The sequence below is a fragment of the Rhodococcus sp. 14-2470-1a genome (assembly GCF_002259425.1).
Lineage (GTDB): Bacteria > Actinomycetota > Actinomycetes > Mycobacteriales > Mycobacteriaceae > Rhodococcoides > Rhodococcoides fascians_E.
In genome coordinates this window covers 167597-187443 of record NZ_NPFZ01000027.1, presented here as the reverse complement: position 1 = coordinate 187443, position 19847 = coordinate 167597, and the positions used below count along the sequence as shown (strand labels likewise).

Here is a 19847-nt window from a genome sequence, read left to right as displayed (position 1 = left end):
CTGCCGGTCGGATTGCTCTCGGGATAGATCCGACGGAAAGAAGAAGCCCCTGATCCGCGATAACTCGCAGATCAGGGGCTCTCTTCTGTGCGCCCGAAGGGATTCGAACCCCTAACCTCTTGATCCGTAGTCAAGTGCTCTATCCGTTGAGCTACGGGCGCGTGCTATTCAGTTGGTCTTGCTGGCCGGTAGAACTCTACCAACCGTGGCGGAGGCGAGAGGATTTGAACCTCCGGACCCGGTGAAGGGTCAAGTCATTAGCAGTGACTCCCATTCGGCCGCTCTGGCACGCCTCCTAGGCTGCCGGCCCTCTCGGACCGCCGAGGAAGAAGATTACACATGCCTACGCGGTTAACGCAAAACGGCTGGTCAGCGAAGGAATGAGTCGAACCAGTCGAAGATTCGGGTCTGCGCCTCGACGAGGGCAGCCGCCGTCGGATCCCCGTCCTCGGCGCTGCCGGGTGACGGCGGCGCGTCGGCGCGGTGACCGAGGCCGCCGTAGCTGACGACGTTGGTTGCCACGGATGCCTTCGTCGCCGCCTCCCGCAGGCTCTCGATGTGCTCGGGTGGGGTCTTGGGGTCGTTCTCGCCGTACAGACCTAGCCACGGCGCCTGAAGCGACGGGGCGGCTTCGACGAGCGCGACGGCGTCGTCGTTCAGCGGCTCGAGAATGCCGGCTGCGGCCACGCTGACGGCTGCCCCGATGGGACGGTTGGTCGCGACGATCAGGGCGGCGGTCCCGGCGTCGTCGAACCCGATGACGCCGACGCAGTCCGGATAGACGCCTCTGGTGGTGAGCCAGTCGAACGTGGCGTCGAAGTCGGCGAAGAGGTTCTCACCGAATACTTCGTCGCCGTCGGTGTCGGCGTCGCGGTGGAAGAGGTCCGGCGCGACGGCCAACCAGCCCTCCAGCGCGAGGGCACGCAACAGGTCCAGCAGCGACGCCGGGATCTCGCGGGATTCGTGCAGGACGACGATGCCGCCGCGCACACTGCCTTCGGGCTCGATGGCGGTGAGGGGGACTTTCTGCTGCACCGCAGGTGGTTGCTCGGTGTCGGCTTCCACCACACCGGGGTCCACATCGATTCGGAGCACTGCCACATCCGTGAAGATTCCCGACATGAACCCAAACTAGTGCGCTCGTGCGGCGCTCGCATCAATACCGGCGGACACACAGAAAATGCACATGAACGCCGAGCGCATAATGTGAGCCGTGACTGCTCGCATACGCACCGACCTCGACGCCATCCCCGCCTACGTACCCGGCCGCAACTTCCCCGGGGCGATCAAGCTGGCCAGCAACGAGACCACTCAGGGGCCGCTGCCGAGCGTTCAGGCGAAGATCCTCGAAGCCGCAGCGGGTGTCAACCGCTACCCGGACATCCTGGCCACCGAACTGGTCGCAGCCCTCGCCTCGCAGTTGAAGGTCGCACCGGCGAACGTCGCGGCAGGCAACGGCTCCGTCGCACTGTGCCAGGAGGTCGTCCAGATCACCTGCGAACCGGGCGACGAAGTGGTGTTCGCGTGGCGTTCGTTCGAGGCGTACCCGATCATCACCCGCGTCGCTGGAGCGACACCCGTGCAGGTACCGCTCGACGAGAACCACGTCCACGACCTGGACGCGATGCTCGCGGCAATCACCGACCGCACCCGCGTGGTGTTCGTCTGCAACCCCAACAACCCGAGCGGCACTGTGGTCCGTCGTTCGAAACTGGAGCACTTCCTCGACGCCGTGCCCGCGCACGTCCTCGTCGTGCTCGACGAGGCGTATTTCGAGTACGCCCGCGAGAACCCCGAAGGCGAATACACCGATGGAGTCGAATTGGCGCGCGGCCGTCGCAACGTGCTGGTTCTGCGCACGTTCTCCAAGGCCTACGGGCTCGCCGGGCTCCGCGTGGGCTATGCCGTCGGCGATCCCTCGATCATCACCGCCCTCGGCAAGGTGCGCATCGCGTTCGCCGTCAATTCCGTTGCACAGCAGGCGGCACTGGCATCACTGGCGGCCAAGGACGAGCTTCTGGCGCGCACCGACACTCTGGTCGCCGAACGCGAGCGGGTGCGAAACGCTCTGATCGAATTGGGTTACGACGTCGCTCGTTCCGACGCGAACTTCGTGTTCCTGCCGCTGGGTGACCGATCCGGCGCCTTCGCGGAAGGGTCGGCCGAGGCCGGAGTCCTGTTGCGTGCCTACGGAAACGACGGCGTGCGGATCACCATCGGTGATCCGCACGAGAACGACGCTTTCCTGAAATACGCGGCGACCGCGGCTTTCTAGAGGCCCAGGGCCCGCTCGAGCGTCGGCCAGGACTCACGTAGGTCGTCCTGCCAGTAGACCCACTGGTGGATGCCGTAGGGGCGGTATACGACGGTCGCGTCGATGTCGAGCGAGCGCAGCCGGGTATCGAACAGAGTGGTGCAGTACAGCGCGGCAGCTTCGAGCGGACCGCCCTGTGCTGCCACCTCCAATCCGCTTCCACCGGGGCCGAGCTCGTAGGGACCGGGCAGCCCGGTGCCGACGGAGATGTAGACGTCCTTGCCGCGCAATGCTTCTGCGTTACGTGACGGATCGTGCTCGACCCAGCGGAGGTCGGCGTTTTCGCCCCACATGTTGGTTGCGTTGCCGCCGTTCATCGCGACGGTCGCGCGAACGGCGTCCTTCAGGTTGTTCTGCGAGTTGTCGTAGCACCCGCTCAGCCCTGCGACGCCGGTGTAGAGGTCCGGATGACGGGTGATGAGGTCCATCGCGGCCTGCGCGCCCATCGAGACACCGGCGATGGCGTTGGTGCCGTTGCCGGAGAAACGCGCGTCGATCAGCGGCGGGAGCTCCTGCGTCAGGAACGTCTCCCACATGTTCACGCCGAGGATGGGGTCCGGAACGTTCCAGTCGGTGTAGTAGCTGCTCGAACCACCAACCGGGAGAACCACATTGGCGTTCTTGTTGGCGAAGAAGTCGACGATGTCGGTCTTCTGCGTCCACGTACTCTCGGCGTAGTTGGATTCCTTGCCTGCGCTGACGCCGTCGAGCACGTACAGCGTGGGACGCGAGACGGCTTGGGCGGCAGGAAGCAGAACCTGAACTTGAACGATCTTGCCCATCGAGGGCGAATCCACGAAGACCGCGGCACGACGATCGGTCAACATCTCGACCTTGTCGATGCGAGCTGACTTGGCGGGGGAAGTCTGCGAGAACGGTGCCGGGGCCCCCTCGGAGCTACCGGTCCCGGGGAGCGGCTGGGCAGACACCACACCGGACCCGAGTATCGACAAGGCGATCCCGGTTCCGAGCGCTGCCAGAACACGACGGTGCATTACTGATCCATCCTCCCCCGTTGCCCCGTCTCCGGCGCAACACGAACAACATCTGTTCCACAAGGTAACTCACCGGTAGGCAGCCGTGCCGCGAGCTGTGGTTCCGCTCACAATAGTCGTAAGGAGGGTCGTACAAAAGTTCTACGAGTTGTTTGGGACTCGTCCCAAAGGCCGCATGAGCAGGGCCGCAGCGAGAAAACACACGGCGCCCGCTAGTGTTCCGAGATTTGCCATCGACGCGTTCTCCGGATCCCCGGTCGCAGGTCTGACGAACGCCCCCACCGCCGAAATTCCGAACGCGATAGACCCGACCATGTTCGACCACGTGCTCCGCCAGTTACGCGCATGCGGATCCCACAATTTGTCCGTTTCGGTGGTCGCCACGACAGCGAGCGCGCTCGCGACGAGAAATGCCGCCGAGCCGAACACGTCGGGACGCCACACCCACTTGTCCGCCTGAGCCGCCGTCAACCCGGCAACCAGGGCGACACCTGTGCTCACGTTGAACAGAACGGTACCCACGAACTGCACGGCAGCCGCCCACCAGTCGAAGTGCTCCACCTTCTCCGACTCCGAACCGGGTACCGGGCGCCCACTGAGCCTCAACGCGATGAAACCCGACGCGGTGAAGAACAACGAACCCACGAAGTAGGTGACGTTGTCGACGTCGATTCCTACCCAGTGCCCATACGCAGGCACCGCGGCCAACCCGAACAGCAGCGAGCCGACGACGAATCCCCATGACTCTCGCCGCAGCCCCTGCACGTTCACCGGCCGATTGTCGCGGTCTCCGGCCGCGCCGTCCTCACCCGTCGGGGATAATTATCCGCGCCCCGTCTCGCCCTGCAGTTTGTCGATCATCTCCGACGCCTGCGCCTTGGTCAGATCAGCCGGCACTTCCTCGCCCGCTTCCTGCGCCAGCGTGTTCAAGTAGCTTTCCTGCGGCCCGGTGATCGGCTCGTCACCGGTCACCCACTGGTCGGGGTCCTTCTCGGGGTTCTGGTTGACCTGCTCGTTTTCGCTCATACGTTCGTATACGCACGATCGTCCGATCCCAAACTCATTCGCGCAGATGATTGACCGTTTGATCACCCCTGGCCGACGATTGAAACCCCCCTCAGCTCAGGAGCCACACCTATGACCGGCAAGACCTCCATGCTCGCCCGCCTCGGACTGGGCGGTATCGCCCTCGCTGCCACGATGGCCGTCAGCCCAGCCGTCGCATCCGCCGATCCCGTCGCAGACTTCCTCTGCAACTCCGGTTCGTCGCAGTTCTGCCCCGTGTTCGTACAGCCGGCTCCCGCGCCGCGTGTCGCTCCCGCACCTCCGCCTGCCCCCGCCCCCCAGGCCGCACCCCGGCCACAGTCCGCGTTCCAGTACAAGAACTGCACCGAGGCACGCGACGCAGGCGCCGCCCCCGTCTACCGCGACGAATACGGTTACGGCCCGCACCTCGACCGCGACAACGACGGCATCGGCTGCGAATAACCCCACGAGTTCGCACTTGTGCAGCTTTTAGGCTGCGTTTTGCCTGCACAAGTGCGAACTGGGTACCGTCGGTCGGTGAGACGACGGCAGCAACCCCCGTTGCCGAAAAGGCACGGCCTGGATCCAGCCCGGGTGCGGATGCCGGAAGACGGCCGCTGGGTGACCGTGCGTGAATTTCTCGTCGCAACCGAAGCGCGGATGTCACCGGACCGCATCGACGAGATGCTCGACGCCGATGCCGTCGTCGACATGCAGGGTCCTGTCAGCCGCGACGCCGCGTACGCCCCGGGCGAGGCCGTCTGGTTCCACCGCGATCTTCCGGTCGAATCCGTTGTCCCCTTCGACATCCCCATCGTCCATCGCGACGACACGATCCTGGTGATCGACAAACCCCACTTCCTGCCGACCATCCCGCGCGGCGGCCACATTCTGCAGACAGCATTGGTGCGGTTGCGCCAGGAATTGGCTCTGCCGCAACTGATTCCGGCGCACCGATTGGATCGCGTCACTGCAGGTCTCGTGCTGTTCGTGATCGATCCGAGCGCACGCGGCCCTTACCAGACTCTGTTCCAGGACCGAAAAGTCCGCAAGGTCTACGAGGCGGTGGCCGGTTACCATCCGGCACTGCACTTTCCGCGTGAAGTATCGAGCCGCATCGTCAAGGAGAAGTACGACTTCGCCGCCCGAGAGGTCTCCGGCGAGCCCAACGCGCACACCACCATCGAACTCGTCGCCCACCGTGATGAACTGGGACACTACCGTCTTCACCCGACGACAGGACGTACCCATCAGCTACGGCTGCACATGAACTCGATGGGGATCCCCATCGTCGGCGACGATCTTTATCCGCGTCCCACCGACCGAGCCGTCGACGACTTCACCGAGCCATTGCAACTCCTGGCCTCGGAGATGGAGTTCACCGACCCGCTGACCGGAGAACGCAGGCAATTTCACTCAGCTCGACGCCTGGACCACGCGCTGACGTGGCGACCGACAAATTCTCGTTGAAGGGGTGGCGGTAAAGCTCAGTGTGGATCGACCACAACAGATGCGGGATGTCGGTCCGCGTCTCGATCGCCGCGTTGCAACTCGTCGCGCACCCGCTTCACCCGAATTCCCGAACCACATAAAGATCGAAGATCTTCAAGACCGACAACCCATCGGCTGAATCGCTGTGAGTTCTAGCTGGCGTCGGCGTGTTAGCCTGCTGGCGATATGGCGCTGGTTCGATCGCGCCGATGGATTCGCTGGGGGGCGAGAAGTGGGCGAACTGCTGGCAGTCGATCTCGAAGGGCTTCGAGCGCTCGGTAGAACACTCGCCGCTACGGCGAGTGCGGTGAACGCAATCAGCGTCACGGCGACGGTCACGATGCCGGGTTCGCCGATCGCCCCGGCCTCGGAGCAGAGCACCAAGACCACGGCCGACGCGTACACACGCATCGCCGGCAACGTCGCCGAGATGTCGGCAGCGTGCCAGTACAACGCCACGACCTACGAGGGCGTCGACGAGGCGTTCAGTTCTCAGCTGACGCGCTACGACGCCGGGTCCGCGCGGTGACCACCATCGCGCACGTGCGGGGTTGCCAACCGAGCTCGATGCTCGACTACGCCACATCCCTACTGGCGTCGAACAGTACGTTCACCGATCAGATCCTCCGGATGGATCGTGCGGTCGACGCAGCGATGAACACATGGCAGGGGGAGGCGGCAGCAGCCGCGTCGGCGCGCAGTCTGTCGGAGAGCCTCGCCGCCTCGCACATCGACACGGCCGTCATCGCCATCGCCGAAGCGCACGCCTCCCACGGAGGAATACTCGACGGCATCCGCATATCCCTGTTGGCCATCGTGGACCTCGAGGCACCCGGTTCCGGTATGACGGTGTTCGACGACGGCACCGTGACGGCCCCGACTGTTCCACTCGGTAGCGATGTAGTTGTCTCGATGCTCCTGCAGAGCACACTGGACGCGCAGGCCGACGCCGTCGAGGTACGCATCAAGGCACTTCTCGTTGAGTTCGGAGAAGCTGAAATGCAAGCGGCGCAAGCAATTCGAGTAGCACAAGAGCGGCTCGACGCGACCGGATCGCCCGGGGCTGCAGCCATCAGCCCGGTCGTATCGGACATCGTCAGCGGCAAGACCTCGCTGCCGTCGGACCCGGCGCAGTTGCACGAGATGTGGTCCACGCTGTCCCCGGCTGACAAGGATGCGCTGTTCGCTCACGACAACTACATCGGCAACCGCGACGGCCTCCCCGTCGTCGATCGTGATCACTACAACCGAATCGAACTCGACGACGAGCTGACTCGCGCCGAGGCCTGCGATCCGACCGTGTCGAATCGGCTCGAGGACCTACAGGCCGTCCGGGACACCGTCGAGAAAGACCCCAACCGGATGCTGATGCTCCTCGATACTCGGTCGGGTGCGCAGACCCACGCGGCGGTGGCGGTCGGAAACCCGGACACCGCAGAGCACGTGTCCGTCACCACGCCGGGTTTGAATACCACCGTCGGCGGTGCCATCGGTGCCATGACCGACGAAGGCCAACAGATGAAGACGAACGCGGAGAAGCAACTCGACAACATACCGGGCCATGCGGGCGAAACGGTGTCGACCATCGCCTGGATCGGTTACGACGCACCACAACTCGACAAAGACAACTACTTCTCCGAGGAGAGCATTGCGGGGGCAATCCAGGTGGCGCAACCATGGAACGCGCAGGCAGCCGCGCCCGACCTGTCGCAGTTCTACGAGGGCATCGACGCGTCGAACCACGACGGCGACCCACATCTGACGGCTGTCGGGCATTCGTACGGGTCGTTCACCACCGGGCTCGCGCTCCAAGAGACTCCCGAGGGAATCGTCGACGATGTGATGGTCTACGGGTCCCCCGGCCTTGGTACCGGCCATGACTTCGTCGACAGCAGCCTCGACAAGCTCAACATCGCACCCGGGCACGCGTACGAGATGACCGCGCACGACGATCCCGTCGCGCACATGAACCGCTTCGGATGGAGTCCTGGTTACATGTCCGAATTCACCCACCTCGACACCGATGCGACGACCACCGCCGACGGAGTGGCGCGCCAAGGAGCGACAGGGCACAGCGAGTACCCGAGGTCGGGCGACAACGGCGAATTGCGTACCTCCGGTTACAACACCGCCGTTGTCATCGCCGGTCTGGCCGATGTGCCGGGCCAGCTCGTGACCGGTGACTCGGCAATGAAAACCGGAGGTATCGACATTCTCGACGGCCTGGTCGGCCTGACCCGATGATGCGCAAGAGACGAACGACCGGTACCCGATCACGACGGTGGATGACGGCATTGACCGTCGCCTCAGTCCTTACGTTGGCAGGATGTGGATCAGACGTGCTCGACAACCCGTACGAAAAATCCGACCCGGCCGTGACGACGGACTCAGCCGCAATCCTGGAGACGTTGCCGTCGCTCGAGGACACCGAAGTGCAGCTCGAGAGTGCCGTCGTGCAGATCGGAGCATTCGTGGACACCCTGGTGCCCGGCATGGGGTGGACCTGGGTACGCGAGCGAAGTGTCGGCGGCTGCGGCCGGCCGTTCGATGGGACCGACGGTGACGATGTCCAACTGAAGAACTATGTGTCGGAGGGGCCGATCCCGGATGCGGTATGGCCGCAGGTGTTCGAGTTCGCCACACGTGTCGCCGCGGCTGCGGGCGCGACCAAGGTTCAGACATTCCACGACGATCCGGACAACCACGAGGTCCGCTTCTACAGCCCGGAACGAACGGCCATCTTCATCGGCAGCCGAGGTGCCGTAATTTCGGCGAGCACGGGATGTCGCCTGCCACAGGCGAAGATGTCGGGGGCGCAGGCTCCGGTCACGCCGACCCCGTGATCGTCTGCGCATCGAGGGAGTCCAGGTGACGATGTCGAGCAGTGAATTCGACGAGTTGGGCGCGAAAGTGCAACGCGCACAATCGGTTGCGCGCGAGATTCGTGGTGTCGGCAGGGTCGGTGATATCGCCGTCGAGGTCGACGCCGAGAACCGACTCGTCGCACTGCATCACCCAGATGCCGACCTAATCCTGGCTGCGTACCGAGCCGCGCTACTCGACAAGCAGCCACAGTTGGACAAGGCGATGCGGGATGTTCTCAGCGACCCCGATGCCCAGGCAATAGCCTCGTTCGTCGATAGCTACGCCGCCCGCACACAGGCTGAACCGGCGCAGACTCTCGAGGTCGACGACATGTACTTCCAAAGCATCCGACAGGATCCGCTCGGTCGGGATCGGTGAACGGCGACTTACTGCAAGCACTCAGCATTGGAACTCGTGACACACGCCGTCCGATCGCAAGGACCGTCGTACCAACGTAAGTACGAAGCAAGGTCCAGGCAAACTACACTCACCTCGTATCGGATGTCCCCAAACGCCACTATATCCACGCCTTGTCGCAACGCTATGGCACGATCCGACTGAGGACGTGTCACATATGTGTCGTACCGGCGTACGGCTAAATGAGTCGATGCCGGGGCGGTTAGTCGAAACCGCCCCTGACATGCTGCGGAAGCGGAGGGATTTGAACCCCCGGACGCTTTTGGACGTCTCTCGCTTTCAAGGCGAGTGCATTGGGCCGCTCTGCCACGCTTCCATCGTCTACTGACGAAAGACGATCCTAAACGGTTCTGCCGGCCCGGGGCCAATCACCCCCGGCTCGTCGGGCTGCCCATCGCTGCGTCGACCTTTTCGAAGATGTCGCCGAGAACCGCGAGTTCACGGGCGGTCAACAGATCGACGAGATGCTTCCTGACGCTGGTGACATGAGTAGGTGCAGCTTCCTCCAACCGGCGGCGACCCATGGCGGTGATGACGGCAAGGACACCCCGCCCGTCGTCGACGCACGTGCTGCGTTCGACCATGCCGTCTGACTCCATGCGCCTGATCTGATGCGTCAGGCGAGACCTCGACGACAGGACACCGTCGGCGAGGTCGCTCATTCGTAGCGACCCATCGGATGATTCCGACAGCATGACGAGGATGCGATATTCCGCCATCGTCAGGTTGTGCGCGTCCTGCAAATCCTTGTTGAGTACCCCCTGCAATCGTTGGCCGCCGTCGATATAGGCGCGCCACGCTCTCATTTCCGCAGCATCTAACCACTGCGGGTCCCCCCCTGGACCAAAGGATCGTTCGGCCGTCACCCGACCATATTAGGCATCAGAGCTACCGATGAGTAGATCAGCTGTCCCTTCAGGTCATTCCGTGGGCCACGCTCCCGCTCGATGTCCGTTTCGGGCGGTCGGAATAGGCTCGGTGCATGTCCGAACCTCATATCGATCCCCCGTACGTCGCGGCTGCAGATCGCTACGACTCGATGCAGTATCGGCGAACCGGCACCAGCGGCCTGAAACTCCCGGCGATCTCGCTCGGCCTGTGGCACAACTTCGGCGACGACGCGCCGCTGCAGACCCAGCGCGCGGTTCTCCGTAGAGCATTCGACCTGGGGATCACCCACTTCGACCTCGCCAACAACTACGGACCTCCGTACGGCAGCGCCGAGAAGAACTTCGGACGCATTCTGCGCGAGGACTTCGCCGGCTACCGCGACGAACTGGTCATCTCCAGCAAGGCCGGGTGGGACATGTGGCCGGGCCCGTACGGCTTCGGCGGATCGCGGAAGTACCTCCTGTCGTCGTTGGACCAATCGCTGCATCGAATGGGCCTGGACTACGTCGACATCTTCTACAGCCACCGCCCCGACCACGAGACACCCCTCGAAGAGACGGCAGGGGCGTTGATCAGCGCAGTGCATCAGGGCAAAGCGCTGTACGTCGGTATCAGCTCCTACACACCCGAGAACACGACGAAGATGGCCGAACTCCTGTCCGCCGCCGGGGTGCCCCTACTGATCCACCAGCCGTCGTACTCCATGGTCAACAGGTGGATCGAGGACGGGCTGCTCGACGCCCTCGCATCGATCGGCGCAGGCACCATCGCGTTCTCGCCCCTCGCGCAGGGCATGCTGACCGACAAATACCTCGACGGAATCCCCGACGGCTCACGCGCAACGCAGGGCAAGTCGCTGAACCCCGACTGGTTCACCGACGACCACCTCGCCCACCTGCGCGGCCTGAACGACATCGCGTCCTCACGTGGCCAGACACTCGCGCAGCTCGCGCTGAGCTGGGCGCTGCGAGACCCTCGCGTGACGTCGGTACTCATCGGAGCATCGAGCGTCGAGCAGCTCGAGAACAACGTGGGTGCACTGGAGAACCTCGACTTCTCGGCGGACGAACTGAGCCGGATCGACGAGCACGCTCGGGACTTCGGCATCAATCTCTGGGATATCGGGTAAGGAGGCAGGCATGCATGCGATAACGCTGAAAGAGTTCGGGGCCCCCGACGTGATGCAGTGGACCGAAGTGGCGGACCCACGGCCCGAGCGCGGGCAGGTCATCGTCGACGTCGCAGCCACCGCGGTCAACCGCGCCGACCTGATGCAGCGCCAGGGCTTCTACCCGCCACCGCCCGGGGCGAGCGAAACGTTGGGACTCGAATGCTCGGGGATCATCTCCGAACTCGGTGAAGGAGTGCACCACTGGAAGGTCGGAGACAAAGTCTGCGCCCTCCTCGCCGGCGGCGGGTACGCCGAGCAGGTCGCCGTCCCGTCGACTCAGCTGTTTCCCATCCCAGGAAAGCTCGATCTCCATGCGGCAGCGGCACTTCCGGAAGTGGCGTCGACGGTCTGGTCCAATCTGGTGATGTTCGGCGGCCTCCGCTCCGGTCATGTGGTTCTCCTCCACGGCGGCGGAAGCGGCATCGGAACGCACGCTATCCAGGTCGCCAAAGCATTCGGCGCCACCGTCGCCGTGACGGCCGGATCGCGCGAGAAGCTCGACTTCTGCGCATCCCTCGGCGCGGACATCCTCATCGACTACAAGAACGAGGACTTCGTCGAGAAACTACCCGACGGAGCCGACCTGATTCTCGACAACATGGGCGCGAAGTACCTGGGGCGCAATGTAAATGCTCTTGCCAAGGACGGGAAGCTCATCACCATCGGGATGCAGGGCGGCCTGAAGGGTGAGCTCGACTTCGGTGCACTTCTGGCCAAGCGCGGCACCGTTCACGCCGCAGGTCTGCGTGGTCGACCGGAAACCGGAGCGTCGAGCAAGGCGGACATCGTCGCTGACATGACTGCACGGTTGTGGCCGCTGATCGAGGAAGGCGCCGTCGCCCCGATCATTCACGCCGAACTACCGATAACCGATGCGGCAGAAGGCCATCGACTGCTCGACGCCGACGCGATCGGAAAGGTCGTCCTCCGCGTCTCGTGAGTGGAAATGTCGGCCGTGGGCCACTGGAGCGGAGGCAGCGGAGCGGCCCGAGGACACATTTCCGCTCACATACGGAGCTTGGACAACGCTTTGGAAAGCTGATCGATCTCGTACCGCGTCGTGTACGGTGCGAGCCCGATCGTCACCGCACCACCCTCGTCGTTGACCCCCAGGGCATCCAGAAGCCTACTGCCGCTGTGGATTCCACTGACGGTGCCGATGCGGTTCTGCGCGAGGTGCTCGGCGACCTTCTCGGCGGACGTGTCCGCGACGGTGAAACTCAACGTCGGGATACGGCTGGGAGCGTCGCCGAGCACCATGACGTGGTCCAGCTTCTCCAACGATCGCAACAGATAATCGAACAGCCGGTCGTGGTAGTCCTGCAACGACCCGATGGACAGCTGCAAACGCTCGCGACGGGTACCCGTCGCGGAGTCGTCGAGATTGGCCAGATAGTCCACCGACGAGACGACACCGGCGAGCAACGCGTACTGATGGCCCGACACCTCGAGCCGCTCGACGCCCTTCGCGAACGGATTGAGCGACATCGACGGAATTCGATCCAGCAGACCCGGATCACGGAAGACGAGCGCGCCCACCTGCGGACCACCCCACGCCGACGCCTGGACGGCGACGACGTCGGCACCCAGTTCCTCGATATCGACGTGCGCGTACGGGGCCGCGCCCGCGGCGTCCACGACGATCAGGCCGCCGACGGCATGAACACGATCGGCCGCGACACGCACGTTCGGGGCCGACCCGACGATGGGCGAGGCCGCGGTCATCGCCACCAGGCGAGTGGTCGTCGTGATGAGTTCTTCGAATTGCCAGCTGGGGAGTTCGCACGTGTCGATCTCGACCTCGGCCCACCGGACCTGAGCCCCGTAGCGGTTGGCGATGCGTAGCCAGGGCGCGACGTTCGCTTCCTCGTCGAGGCGCGACAGCACAAGGCCCGTCCCGAGCCCGAGGCGCGACGACATGGACTCGGCGAGCCACGCGAGCATCGTCGCTCGATCCGGACCGAGAACGACACCTGCGGGATCGCCGCCGACCAGATCCGCTATCGCCTGACGCGCGGCGTCGAGCAAACCAGCGCTGCGACGAGACGACAGGTGGCCGGAAGTGTGAGTTGGCGCACTTCCGCGAAACGCTGTGGACACCGCGGTCGACACACGGTCGGGGATCTGCATACCGTTCTGCGGATCGAGGTGGATCCAGCCGTCGCCCAACGAGGGAATGGATCCCCTGACTCGCGCGACGTCGTACCCCATGCCGGACACTCTAAGCGCCGATTTGGTGAGCGTGTGTTCCACATCCCTTTTTCGGATCGACCGCCTGGCTGTCTTGCACGCTTGTCTTCCCTCCTCAACGACCCGAAACAACAATAATCGGCCCCGCTCATCGCGCAATCCCACCGAAACCGGAAGGATGGCGAACATGACGCACTCGGACTCGCACTCGAATCCAGAAGCCGGCGACCACGTCGTCGTGATCGGTCCAGACGGACAGCCTCTCGCACTCAGCCGGGAAGAGGCAACCGCCGCCGCGGCCCGCGCCGCAGGCACCGACAACGTGGAGAACGGCGAAACGCCCTTGTCGGACATGGTCGAGCAACCGGCGAAGGTCATGCGCATCGGCACGATGATCAAGCAGCTCCTCGAAGAGGTGCGGGCAGCTCCCCTCGACGACGCCAGCCGCGCACGACTCAAAGGCATCCACCAGTCCTCGATCCGCGAACTCGAACAGGGCCTGGCCCCCGAACTCCGCGAAGAACTGGAACGTCTCGCCCTCCCCTTCGGCGAGGACGCCATACCGTCGGACGCCGAACTGCGCATCGCGCAGGCCCAGCTGGTCGGCTGGCTGGAAGGGGTGTTCCACGGAATTCAAACCGCCCTGTTCGCCCAACAGATGGCAGCACGCGCCCAGCTCGAACAAATGCGCCAAGGCGCCCTGCCTCCCGGCGTCGCCATCAACCCCAGTGGCCCAGGCCACACCGGCGGCGGAACGGGCCAGTACCTGTAAGGGGGGGGGGCAGGAGTGGAGCCTGCGGAATGACCCGGGGCTGGGCAGGAGTGGAGCCTGCGGAACGACCGTCGGGAGCGGGTAAGGTCGACCGTCGTGTCAGCTCCAGCGAAGGAACCCGAGAACGAGACAGGAGAGCGTGTGAGCGTCCCTGTTTCGGATTCGCAGACGTACAAGCGCGCATTCCGCGATCTGAAGACCGGGTTCAATCAGCGTGAGCTGTGGCTCCACCTCGGCTGGCAGGACATCAAGCAGCGATACCGACGCTCGGTCATCGGCCCGTTCTGGATCACCATCGCCACTGCAGTCCAGGCCACCGCCATGGGCCTGCTGTACTCGGTGCTGCTCGACATGGATCTGAGGACGTTCCTGCCGCACGTGGCCGTCGGTTTGATCATCTGGAACTTCATCAGTGCGGCGATCCTCGAGGGCGGCGATGTCTTCGTCGCCAACGAAGGCCTGATCAAGCAGTTGCCGTCGGCGCTGTCGGTGCACGTGTATCGGCTGGTGTGGCGTCAGATTCTGCTGTTCGCGCACAACCTGATCGTCTATGTGATCATCATCGCGATCTTCCGACCGACGTTCCACTGGACCGACCTCGCGGCGATCCCGGCCTTCGCGCTCATCGCCATCAATGCCGTCTGGGTGGCGATGCTGTTCGGCATCGTCGCAACGCGCTATCGCGACATCGCGCCGATTCTCGGGTCCATGGTCACGCTGCTGTTCTTCATGACACCGATCGTGTGGACGACGCAGGGGCTACTCAACCAGGGCGGACAGGCCGCCGAGCGCGCCCGCCTCGTCGAGATCAACCCGCTCTTTCACTACCTGGACATCCTCCGAGCCCCGATGATCGGTGAGCCCCAGGAGGCCTACCACTGGTACATCGTGATCGCCTGCACCATCGTCGGCTGGCTCCTGACCATTTTCGCTCTCAAGAAATTCCGGGCCCGAGTGCCCTACTGGGTTTAGGGGTCTGCAATGTCAGTCAGCATCAACACGCACGACGCCTGTGTCGACTTCCCCATCTTCGACGCCAAAACTCGCTCCCTGAAGAAGGCGTTCCTCGGCAAAGCCGGCGGTGCCATCGACCGGAACAGCTCCGACGTCGTCGTCGTCGAAGCCCTCAAGAACATCACGATGAACCTGAAGGAAGGCGACCGCGTCGGCCTCGTCGGACACAACGGAGCAGGCAAGTCGACGCTCCTGCGCCTGCTCTCCGGCATCTACGAGCCCACCCGCGGCACCGCCTCGGTGCGCGGCCGCGTCGCCCCCGTCTTCGACCTGGGCGTCGGTATGGACCCGGAGATCTCCGGCTACGAGAACATCATCATCCGAGGCCTGTTCCTCGGCCAGACGCGCAAGCAGATGCTCGCGAAGATGGACGAGATCGCCGACTTCACCGAACTCGGCGACTACCTCGACATGCCGCTGCGGACCTACTCGACCGGCATGCGCGTCCGCGTAGCGATGGGCGTCGTCACCAGCATCGATCCTGAAATCCTGCTGCTCGACGAGGGCATCGGCGCCGTCGACGCAGAATTCATGAAGAAAGCACGCATCCGGCTCCAGGAACTGGTGCAACGCTCCGGCATCCTCGTCTTCGCAAGCCACTCCAACGAGTTCCTCGCCCAGCTCTGCGACCGCGCGATGTGGATCGACCACGGCCAGATCCGTCAGGACGGTGGCATCGAAGAAGTCGTACGAGCGTACGAAGGCAACGACGCGGGCGACCACGTGGCGACGATCTTGAAAGAGCTCGCTCGAGACGAAGCGGGAGTGGAGCCTGCGGAACGACCTCGAGACGGATCGGGAGTGGGGCCTGCGGAACGACCTAGAGATGAGACCAGTGGCTGAGACGATCATCGGAGTCATCGTGACGCACAAGCGTCGCGAGCTCCTCGCGAAGTCACTCGATGTCATCACGCGCCAGACCCGCCCGCTGGACCATCTCGTCGTCGTCGACAACGCGCACGAGAACGAGGTCCGCGAGCTCGTCGAGTCTGCGTCGATTCCGACTACTTATCTTGGGTCGCATCACAATCTGGGCGGTGCGGGCGGATTCGCGCTCGGCATTCTCTACGCCCTGTCGCTCGGCGCGGATTGGGTGTTCCTTGCCGACGACGACGGGCGTCCCGAGGGTCCGGACGTGTTGAAGACGCTGCACGAGTGCGCACTGAAGCACGGCCTCGACGAGGTCTCCCCCGTCGTCTGCGACATCGACGACCCCGATCGTCTCGCGTTCCCGCTGCGTCGTGGAGTGGAATGGCGTCGACTACGGTCCGAGCTGATCGACCCCCGTAACCCCGACGACGACCTGCTCGAAGGAATCGCGTCACTGTTCAACGGAGCCCTGTTCAAGGCGTCGACGATCGACGCCGTCGGGGTGCCCGATCTGCGACTGTTCGTCCGCGGTGACGAGGTGGAGGTACATCGCAGACTGCAGCGATCGGGCCTGAAGTTCGGCACCTGCCTGACGACGGCCTACGTCCACCCCAACGGCGCCGAGGAGTTCAAACCGATCCTCGGCGGGCGGATGCACACGCAGTACCCGGACGACGCCACCAAGCGCTATTTCACCTATCGCAACCGTGGGTACCTCATGTCGCAGCCCGGTATGCGGAAACTGCTGCCGCAGGAGTGGATTCGCTTCGGGTGGTTCTTCCTTGTGACCACTCACAATCCCAAGGGCCTGTTGGAATGGCTTCGTCTCCGTCGACTCGGGCGTCGGGAGCATTTCCGGAGATGAACACCTAGGTGAGTGGAAATGCGGTGTGATCTGGTCGCTCCGCAGGTTCCGCTCCTGCCCCAGGGCCTACATTTCACTCACAACGGCCGTGGGCGTCTGCGTCCGCTACCGTGTGCGCATGACGGAATCGCGGAAGCTGACGGATCGAATTCGGCATTCGGCGCGAGAGAAGTTACAGCGCGCGATCGGCGAGGTTCTGGACAAGCAGACGGCCCAGCTGGCCGAGCAGACGAGCGACCAGCAGACCAAGCTGCTGGACATCCTCGAGCGTCAGCGCCGCGAGATCGATGATCTGCACGCCTTCATCCGCGGACTCGAAATGCGCATGCGACGCGATATTCCGTACGCGTCCGACGTCGAGGCCGCCGCTCAGAGCGCCGAGTTCGCGGAAGAGGTCATGCCGAAGGCACCCACGTTCCTGCGCCCCCACGCCACGCTGAGGTTCGCGCTCGGCGAGGTATCGGTACCGGGGATGGCGCTCGAGTTCGGTGTCGCCAGCGGTACGACGCTGGAGATCATCGCCGAGGAGATGGCGAAGCGACACGACATTTCCATCGTCGCCGGATTCGACGTCTTCTCCGGTCTACCCGAGACGTGGAGGACGGGCTTCCCGAAGGGACTGTTCGAGCAGGAAACCGAACCGATGGTGCCCGGCGCGGAGATCGTCCCCGGCATGTTCGAGGAATCGCTACCCGAGTTCCTGAAGAGCCACAAGGACACGCTCGCGTTCCTGCACCTCGACGCGGACCTTTACTCGTCGACCGTGACCGTCCTCGACCTCGTCGCCGACCGCTTGGCCGTGGGAACCGTCATCGTCTTCGACGAGTACTTCAACTTCCCCGGTTGGCGCAATCACGAGTACCGCGCGTGGACAGAGTTCGTCGGCCGCACCGGCACGGAATTCGACTACCTCGGCTACACCGCGGACAACGAACAGGTCGTCGTACGAATCCGCACCGCTCCGTCGTTGTGAGCGACAATGCGGTGTGTTCTGGTCGGCCTACATTTCCACTCACCTAGGAGTAGAGCCGCGTCCAGTTCTCTCGGCTGGTGAGCTCAGGAACAGCCTGCCGGTAGGACTCGGCCACGCTGTCGGTCTCGACACGCAGACGACGCAGCGCCGTCAGCCCTCGCTTCAGTAGCTCCGAGGCGGCCGCCTTGTCGCGCTTACGAACTCGCACACCCTCCTGCGAACGATCGGTGACGACGGCATGCGCGAACAGCGAGACGTGCCACCAGTGCGCATCGTCGGCCGAGATCGCGACCGGGCCCGGGTGAACGCGGCCACGCGACTGGTTGAGCACACGCTTCGCCAGAACGGCCCACTCCAGGCTCTTCTTGGGGTGAGGCCCAGCCGGGGTGATGAACATGTCCGCAGGGCGGACGTCAGGAACCGAGTTCGCGTTGTAGCGCTTCGTCTCGTTGTACGCGGCTCGATCACGACGGATCGCCGCCGCGGCATCCATGCCGCCGTCGGTGAGCTTGCTCGGTCCGACGAGGAAGTCCTCGATGGCCTTGATCAACGTGAACGCCATGCCGTACTGCATGGAAACGAGATAGCGGAACAGATCGGTCGTCAACTGACGCGCGAGCTTCTTACCGTCGAGCCCCGCGTGCAGCGACGCCGTGATCATGCCGTTGCGCAGGTTGAAGTAGCGGTGCCACTCGTCCCAGTCCTTCCACGCGAAATCGGCGTGCCACACGGCCGCACCCGGAAGCGTGACCGTCGCGAATCCATTGGCACGGGCCCGGTAGCCGTACTCGATGTCGTCCCACTGGAAGAACAGCGGAAGTGGGTAACCGATCTGCGAGACGATCTCCGACGGGATCAGACACGACCACCAGCCGTTGTAGCCGGCGTCGACGCGGATCTCCTGCTTCTTCTTCAGCGCACTCTTGTCCGAGATCGCGTTCTTCACGTGCAAACCGGCTTCGAGCTTCTGAAGGTTCGCGACCTCGGCACCGACATGCACCCGATCGGGATGCAGAAGGTAGAGCATCTGCGCACCGATGATCGCAGGCTCGATGGTCTTGTTCGCGAACGCGTTCATGCGCACGATCGCCTCGGGCTCGCACAGCACGTCGTCGTCCATGAACACGACGTTGGCCGGGTCGCCACCCTTGCCCTGCACCTCGTACAGCCCGCGGGTGAAACCACCCGCACCGCCGAGGTTGGGCTGAGTGATGTAGACCAGCTTGTCGCCGAGTTCGGCCGCGACACGCTGGAACAAGGGCCGCGTCTGCACCTGGTCGGTTCCCTGGTCCACGACGTACACGTTGTCGACGCCGAGCAGTGCAATCGGATCGTCGGCCATGGCTGCCACGGTATTGGCGCAGTCGTCGGCCCGGTTGAACGTGCAGATGACCACGGACGTCGGACGCAGCTTCTCCGGCGCGTCGACGGTCCACTCGGCGTCCTCCACCGTCAGCTCACCGGACGTGGTGGTGAACCGGGCGAACAAGGCTCCGCCGTCGAGGAACTGCTTGACGGGAACAGCGAAGCCCAGCCGCCTGGCCCGCCCGTCGGTGGTCAGAGTCTCGCTGGCCATCGTTCGCTTACGACCCTTGTAATCGGTGGCGACGATGTCGATGCGCCCCGAACCGGCAACGGAAGCCGAGAAACGCACCTCGGTCACATCGGTCCAGCGCTGCCAATAACTCGCCGGGAACCGCCCGAAGTAACTGTTCGTCTCGAGAACCGTGCGCTTGGCCAGCTTCGCCGCATACCGAGAGCGCTCGACATTGCCCTTGGCCACAGTCGTGTACATATCCGCACTCACCAGCGGCGACGGCCCGTCGAAGAGGAGACGCTGCGCGCGCAACTCCGTCGACGACGGCAGGTCGACGGATTCTGCCTCGGTCGTGGTGGTGGAATCAGCGTGACTCACAGCAACGGTCCCTTTTCTCCTTGGCTCTTGTGCTGCCCGTATTGCGAGACACAACGCCGGGCGAGGGCTCGCGGTGCA

At 64.0% G+C, this 19847-nt stretch carries 21 protein-coding genes and 3 tRNA genes; 14 read left to right on the top strand and 10 right to left on the bottom strand.

What is annotated here, in order from left to right; genetic code table 11:
* Window positions 1-88: 88 nt before the first annotated feature.
* The 3 genes from CH292_RS15610 to CH292_RS15600 all read right to left on the bottom strand — a co-directional run bounded on the left by CH292_RS15610 (window position 89) and on the right by CH292_RS15600 (window position 1122).
* Window positions 89-161 (bottom strand) — tRNA-Arg (locus CH292_RS15610).
* A 45-nt stretch (window positions 162-206) separates the two neighbouring features.
* Window positions 207-296, bottom strand: a tRNA-Ser gene (locus tag CH292_RS15605).
* Window positions 297-369: 73 nt separating this feature from the next.
* The gene (locus tag CH292_RS15600; protein WP_019667536.1) at window positions 370-1122 is read right to left on the bottom strand and encodes a dienelactone hydrolase family protein; all 753 of its coding nucleotides are present in this window, start codon (window positions 1120-1122) and stop codon (window positions 370-372) included.
* Window positions 1123-1213: 91 nt separating this feature from the next.
* Between CH292_RS15600 and hisC the strand changes: the two genes are divergently transcribed.
* Window positions 1214-2275, top strand: a complete 1062-nt coding sequence (gene hisC, locus CH292_RS15595) for a histidinol-phosphate transaminase (protein ID WP_037160440.1) — start codon at window positions 1214-1216, stop codon at window positions 2273-2275.
* Here the strand turns inward: hisC and CH292_RS15590 are convergent.
* The 3 genes from CH292_RS15590 to CH292_RS15580 form a co-directional block, all read right to left on the bottom strand.
* Window positions 2272-3309 (bottom strand): alpha/beta hydrolase family protein, encoded by a 1038-nt coding sequence (locus CH292_RS15590; protein ID WP_019667534.1) that lies wholly within the window; start codon window positions 3307-3309, stop codon window positions 2272-2274. The two genes, hisC and CH292_RS15590, sit on opposite strands and share 4 nt — an antisense overlap.
* Window positions 3310-3450: 141 nt before the next feature.
* On the bottom strand, window positions 3451-4080 hold the full coding sequence (locus tag CH292_RS15585; RefSeq protein WP_094655179.1) for a YrhK family protein: 630 nt from the start codon (window positions 4078-4080) through the stop codon (window positions 3451-3453).
* Between the two features lie 51 nt (window positions 4081-4131).
* Window positions 4132-4335 (bottom strand): DUF3072 domain-containing protein, encoded by a 204-nt coding sequence (locus CH292_RS15580; RefSeq protein ID WP_033189325.1) that lies wholly within the window; start codon window positions 4333-4335, stop codon window positions 4132-4134.
* 111 nt (window positions 4336-4446) lie between these two features.
* Between CH292_RS15580 and CH292_RS15575 the strand changes: the two genes are divergently transcribed.
* From CH292_RS15575 to CH292_RS15550, 6 genes are all read left to right on the top strand, one after another.
* On the top strand, window positions 4447-4797 hold the full coding sequence (locus CH292_RS15575) for an excalibur calcium-binding domain-containing protein (protein WP_019667531.1): 351 nt from the start codon (window positions 4447-4449) through the stop codon (window positions 4795-4797).
* Between the two features lie 75 nt (window positions 4798-4872).
* Window positions 4873-5805, top strand: a complete 933-nt coding sequence (locus CH292_RS15570) for a pseudouridine synthase (RefSeq protein ID WP_256978153.1) — start codon at window positions 4873-4875, stop codon at window positions 5803-5805.
* A 253-nt stretch (window positions 5806-6058) separates the two neighbouring features.
* Window positions 6059-6355, top strand: a complete 297-nt coding sequence (locus CH292_RS15565; protein ID WP_094655177.1) for a hypothetical protein — start codon at window positions 6059-6061, stop codon at window positions 6353-6355.
* Entirely contained in the window at window positions 6352-8070 is a 1719-nt protein-coding gene (locus CH292_RS15560) for an alpha/beta hydrolase (RefSeq protein ID WP_094655176.1), read from the top strand. The genes CH292_RS15565 and CH292_RS15560 overlap by 4 nt, the downstream gene beginning before the upstream one ends.
* Window positions 8071-8165: 95 nt before the next feature.
* A complete protein-coding gene (locus tag CH292_RS15555) occupies window positions 8166-8669 on the top strand; it encodes an LppA family lipoprotein (RefSeq protein ID WP_249277288.1) in 504 nt (167 codons plus the stop codon).
* Window positions 8670-8700: 31 nt separating this feature from the next.
* Window positions 8701-9069: a hypothetical protein gene (locus tag CH292_RS15550; RefSeq protein ID WP_094655174.1), complete on the top strand. Its 369-nt coding sequence runs from the start codon at window positions 8701-8703 to the stop codon at window positions 9067-9069.
* Between the two features lie 268 nt (window positions 9070-9337).
* Here the strand turns inward: CH292_RS15550 and CH292_RS15545 are convergent.
* Both CH292_RS15545 and CH292_RS15540 read right to left on the bottom strand, forming a co-directional pair.
* Window positions 9338-9424: transfer RNA gene (locus tag CH292_RS15545), tRNA-Ser, on the bottom strand.
* A gap of 52 nt (window positions 9425-9476) precedes the next feature.
* Window positions 9477-9974, bottom strand: a complete 498-nt coding sequence (locus CH292_RS15540) for a MarR family transcriptional regulator (RefSeq protein WP_026348207.1) — start codon at window positions 9972-9974, stop codon at window positions 9477-9479.
* Between the two features lie 116 nt (window positions 9975-10090).
* Here CH292_RS15540 and mgrA point away from each other — a divergent pair, with 116 nt between their 5' ends.
* Both mgrA and CH292_RS15530 read left to right on the top strand, forming a co-directional pair.
* Window positions 10091-11128, top strand: coding sequence for an L-glyceraldehyde 3-phosphate reductase (mgrA, locus tag CH292_RS15535; RefSeq protein ID WP_019667523.1), 1038 nt, complete (start codon window positions 10091-10093; stop codon window positions 11126-11128).
* Between the two features lie 10 nt (window positions 11129-11138).
* Window positions 11139-12110, top strand: a complete 972-nt coding sequence (locus CH292_RS15530; protein WP_019667522.1) for an NAD(P)H-quinone oxidoreductase — start codon at window positions 11139-11141, stop codon at window positions 12108-12110.
* Window positions 12111-12175: 65 nt separating this feature from the next.
* Here the strand turns inward: CH292_RS15530 and CH292_RS15525 are convergent, their stop codons facing one another.
* Window positions 12176-13381 (bottom strand): cysteine desulfurase-like protein, encoded by a 1206-nt coding sequence (locus tag CH292_RS15525; RefSeq protein WP_019667521.1) that lies wholly within the window; start codon window positions 13379-13381, stop codon window positions 12176-12178.
* Window positions 13382-13547: 166 nt separating this feature from the next.
* Here CH292_RS15525 and CH292_RS15520 point away from each other — a divergent pair, with 166 nt between their 5' ends.
* From CH292_RS15520 to CH292_RS15500, 5 genes are all read left to right on the top strand, one after another.
* A complete protein-coding gene (locus tag CH292_RS15520) occupies window positions 13548-14132 on the top strand; it encodes a bacterial proteasome activator family protein (RefSeq protein WP_026348206.1) in 585 nt (194 codons plus the stop codon).
* Between the two features lie 96 nt (window positions 14133-14228).
* Window positions 14229-15104: an ABC transporter permease gene (locus CH292_RS15515; protein ID WP_094655173.1), complete on the top strand. Its 876-nt coding sequence runs from the start codon at window positions 14229-14231 to the stop codon at window positions 15102-15104.
* A gap of 9 nt (window positions 15105-15113) precedes the next feature.
* On the top strand, window positions 15114-15989 hold the full coding sequence (locus CH292_RS15510; protein WP_094655172.1) for an ABC transporter ATP-binding protein: 876 nt from the start codon (window positions 15114-15116) through the stop codon (window positions 15987-15989).
* Window positions 15973-16881 (top strand): glycosyltransferase, encoded by a 909-nt coding sequence (locus CH292_RS15505; protein WP_037111611.1) that lies wholly within the window; start codon window positions 15973-15975, stop codon window positions 16879-16881. Before CH292_RS15510 ends, CH292_RS15505 begins: the two co-directional genes overlap by 17 nt.
* A gap of 118 nt (window positions 16882-16999) precedes the next feature.
* The gene (locus tag CH292_RS15500; protein WP_094655171.1) at window positions 17000-17854 is read left to right on the top strand and encodes a TylF/MycF/NovP-related O-methyltransferase; all 855 of its coding nucleotides are present in this window, start codon (window positions 17000-17002) and stop codon (window positions 17852-17854) included.
* Window positions 17855-17897: 43 nt separating this feature from the next.
* On the opposite strand, the gene CH292_RS15495 is transcribed toward CH292_RS15500, so the two are convergent.
* Entirely contained in the window at window positions 17898-19769 is a 1872-nt protein-coding gene (locus CH292_RS15495) for a glycosyltransferase (RefSeq protein ID WP_094655170.1), read from the bottom strand.
* Between the last annotated feature and the right edge of the window lie 78 nt (window positions 19770-19847).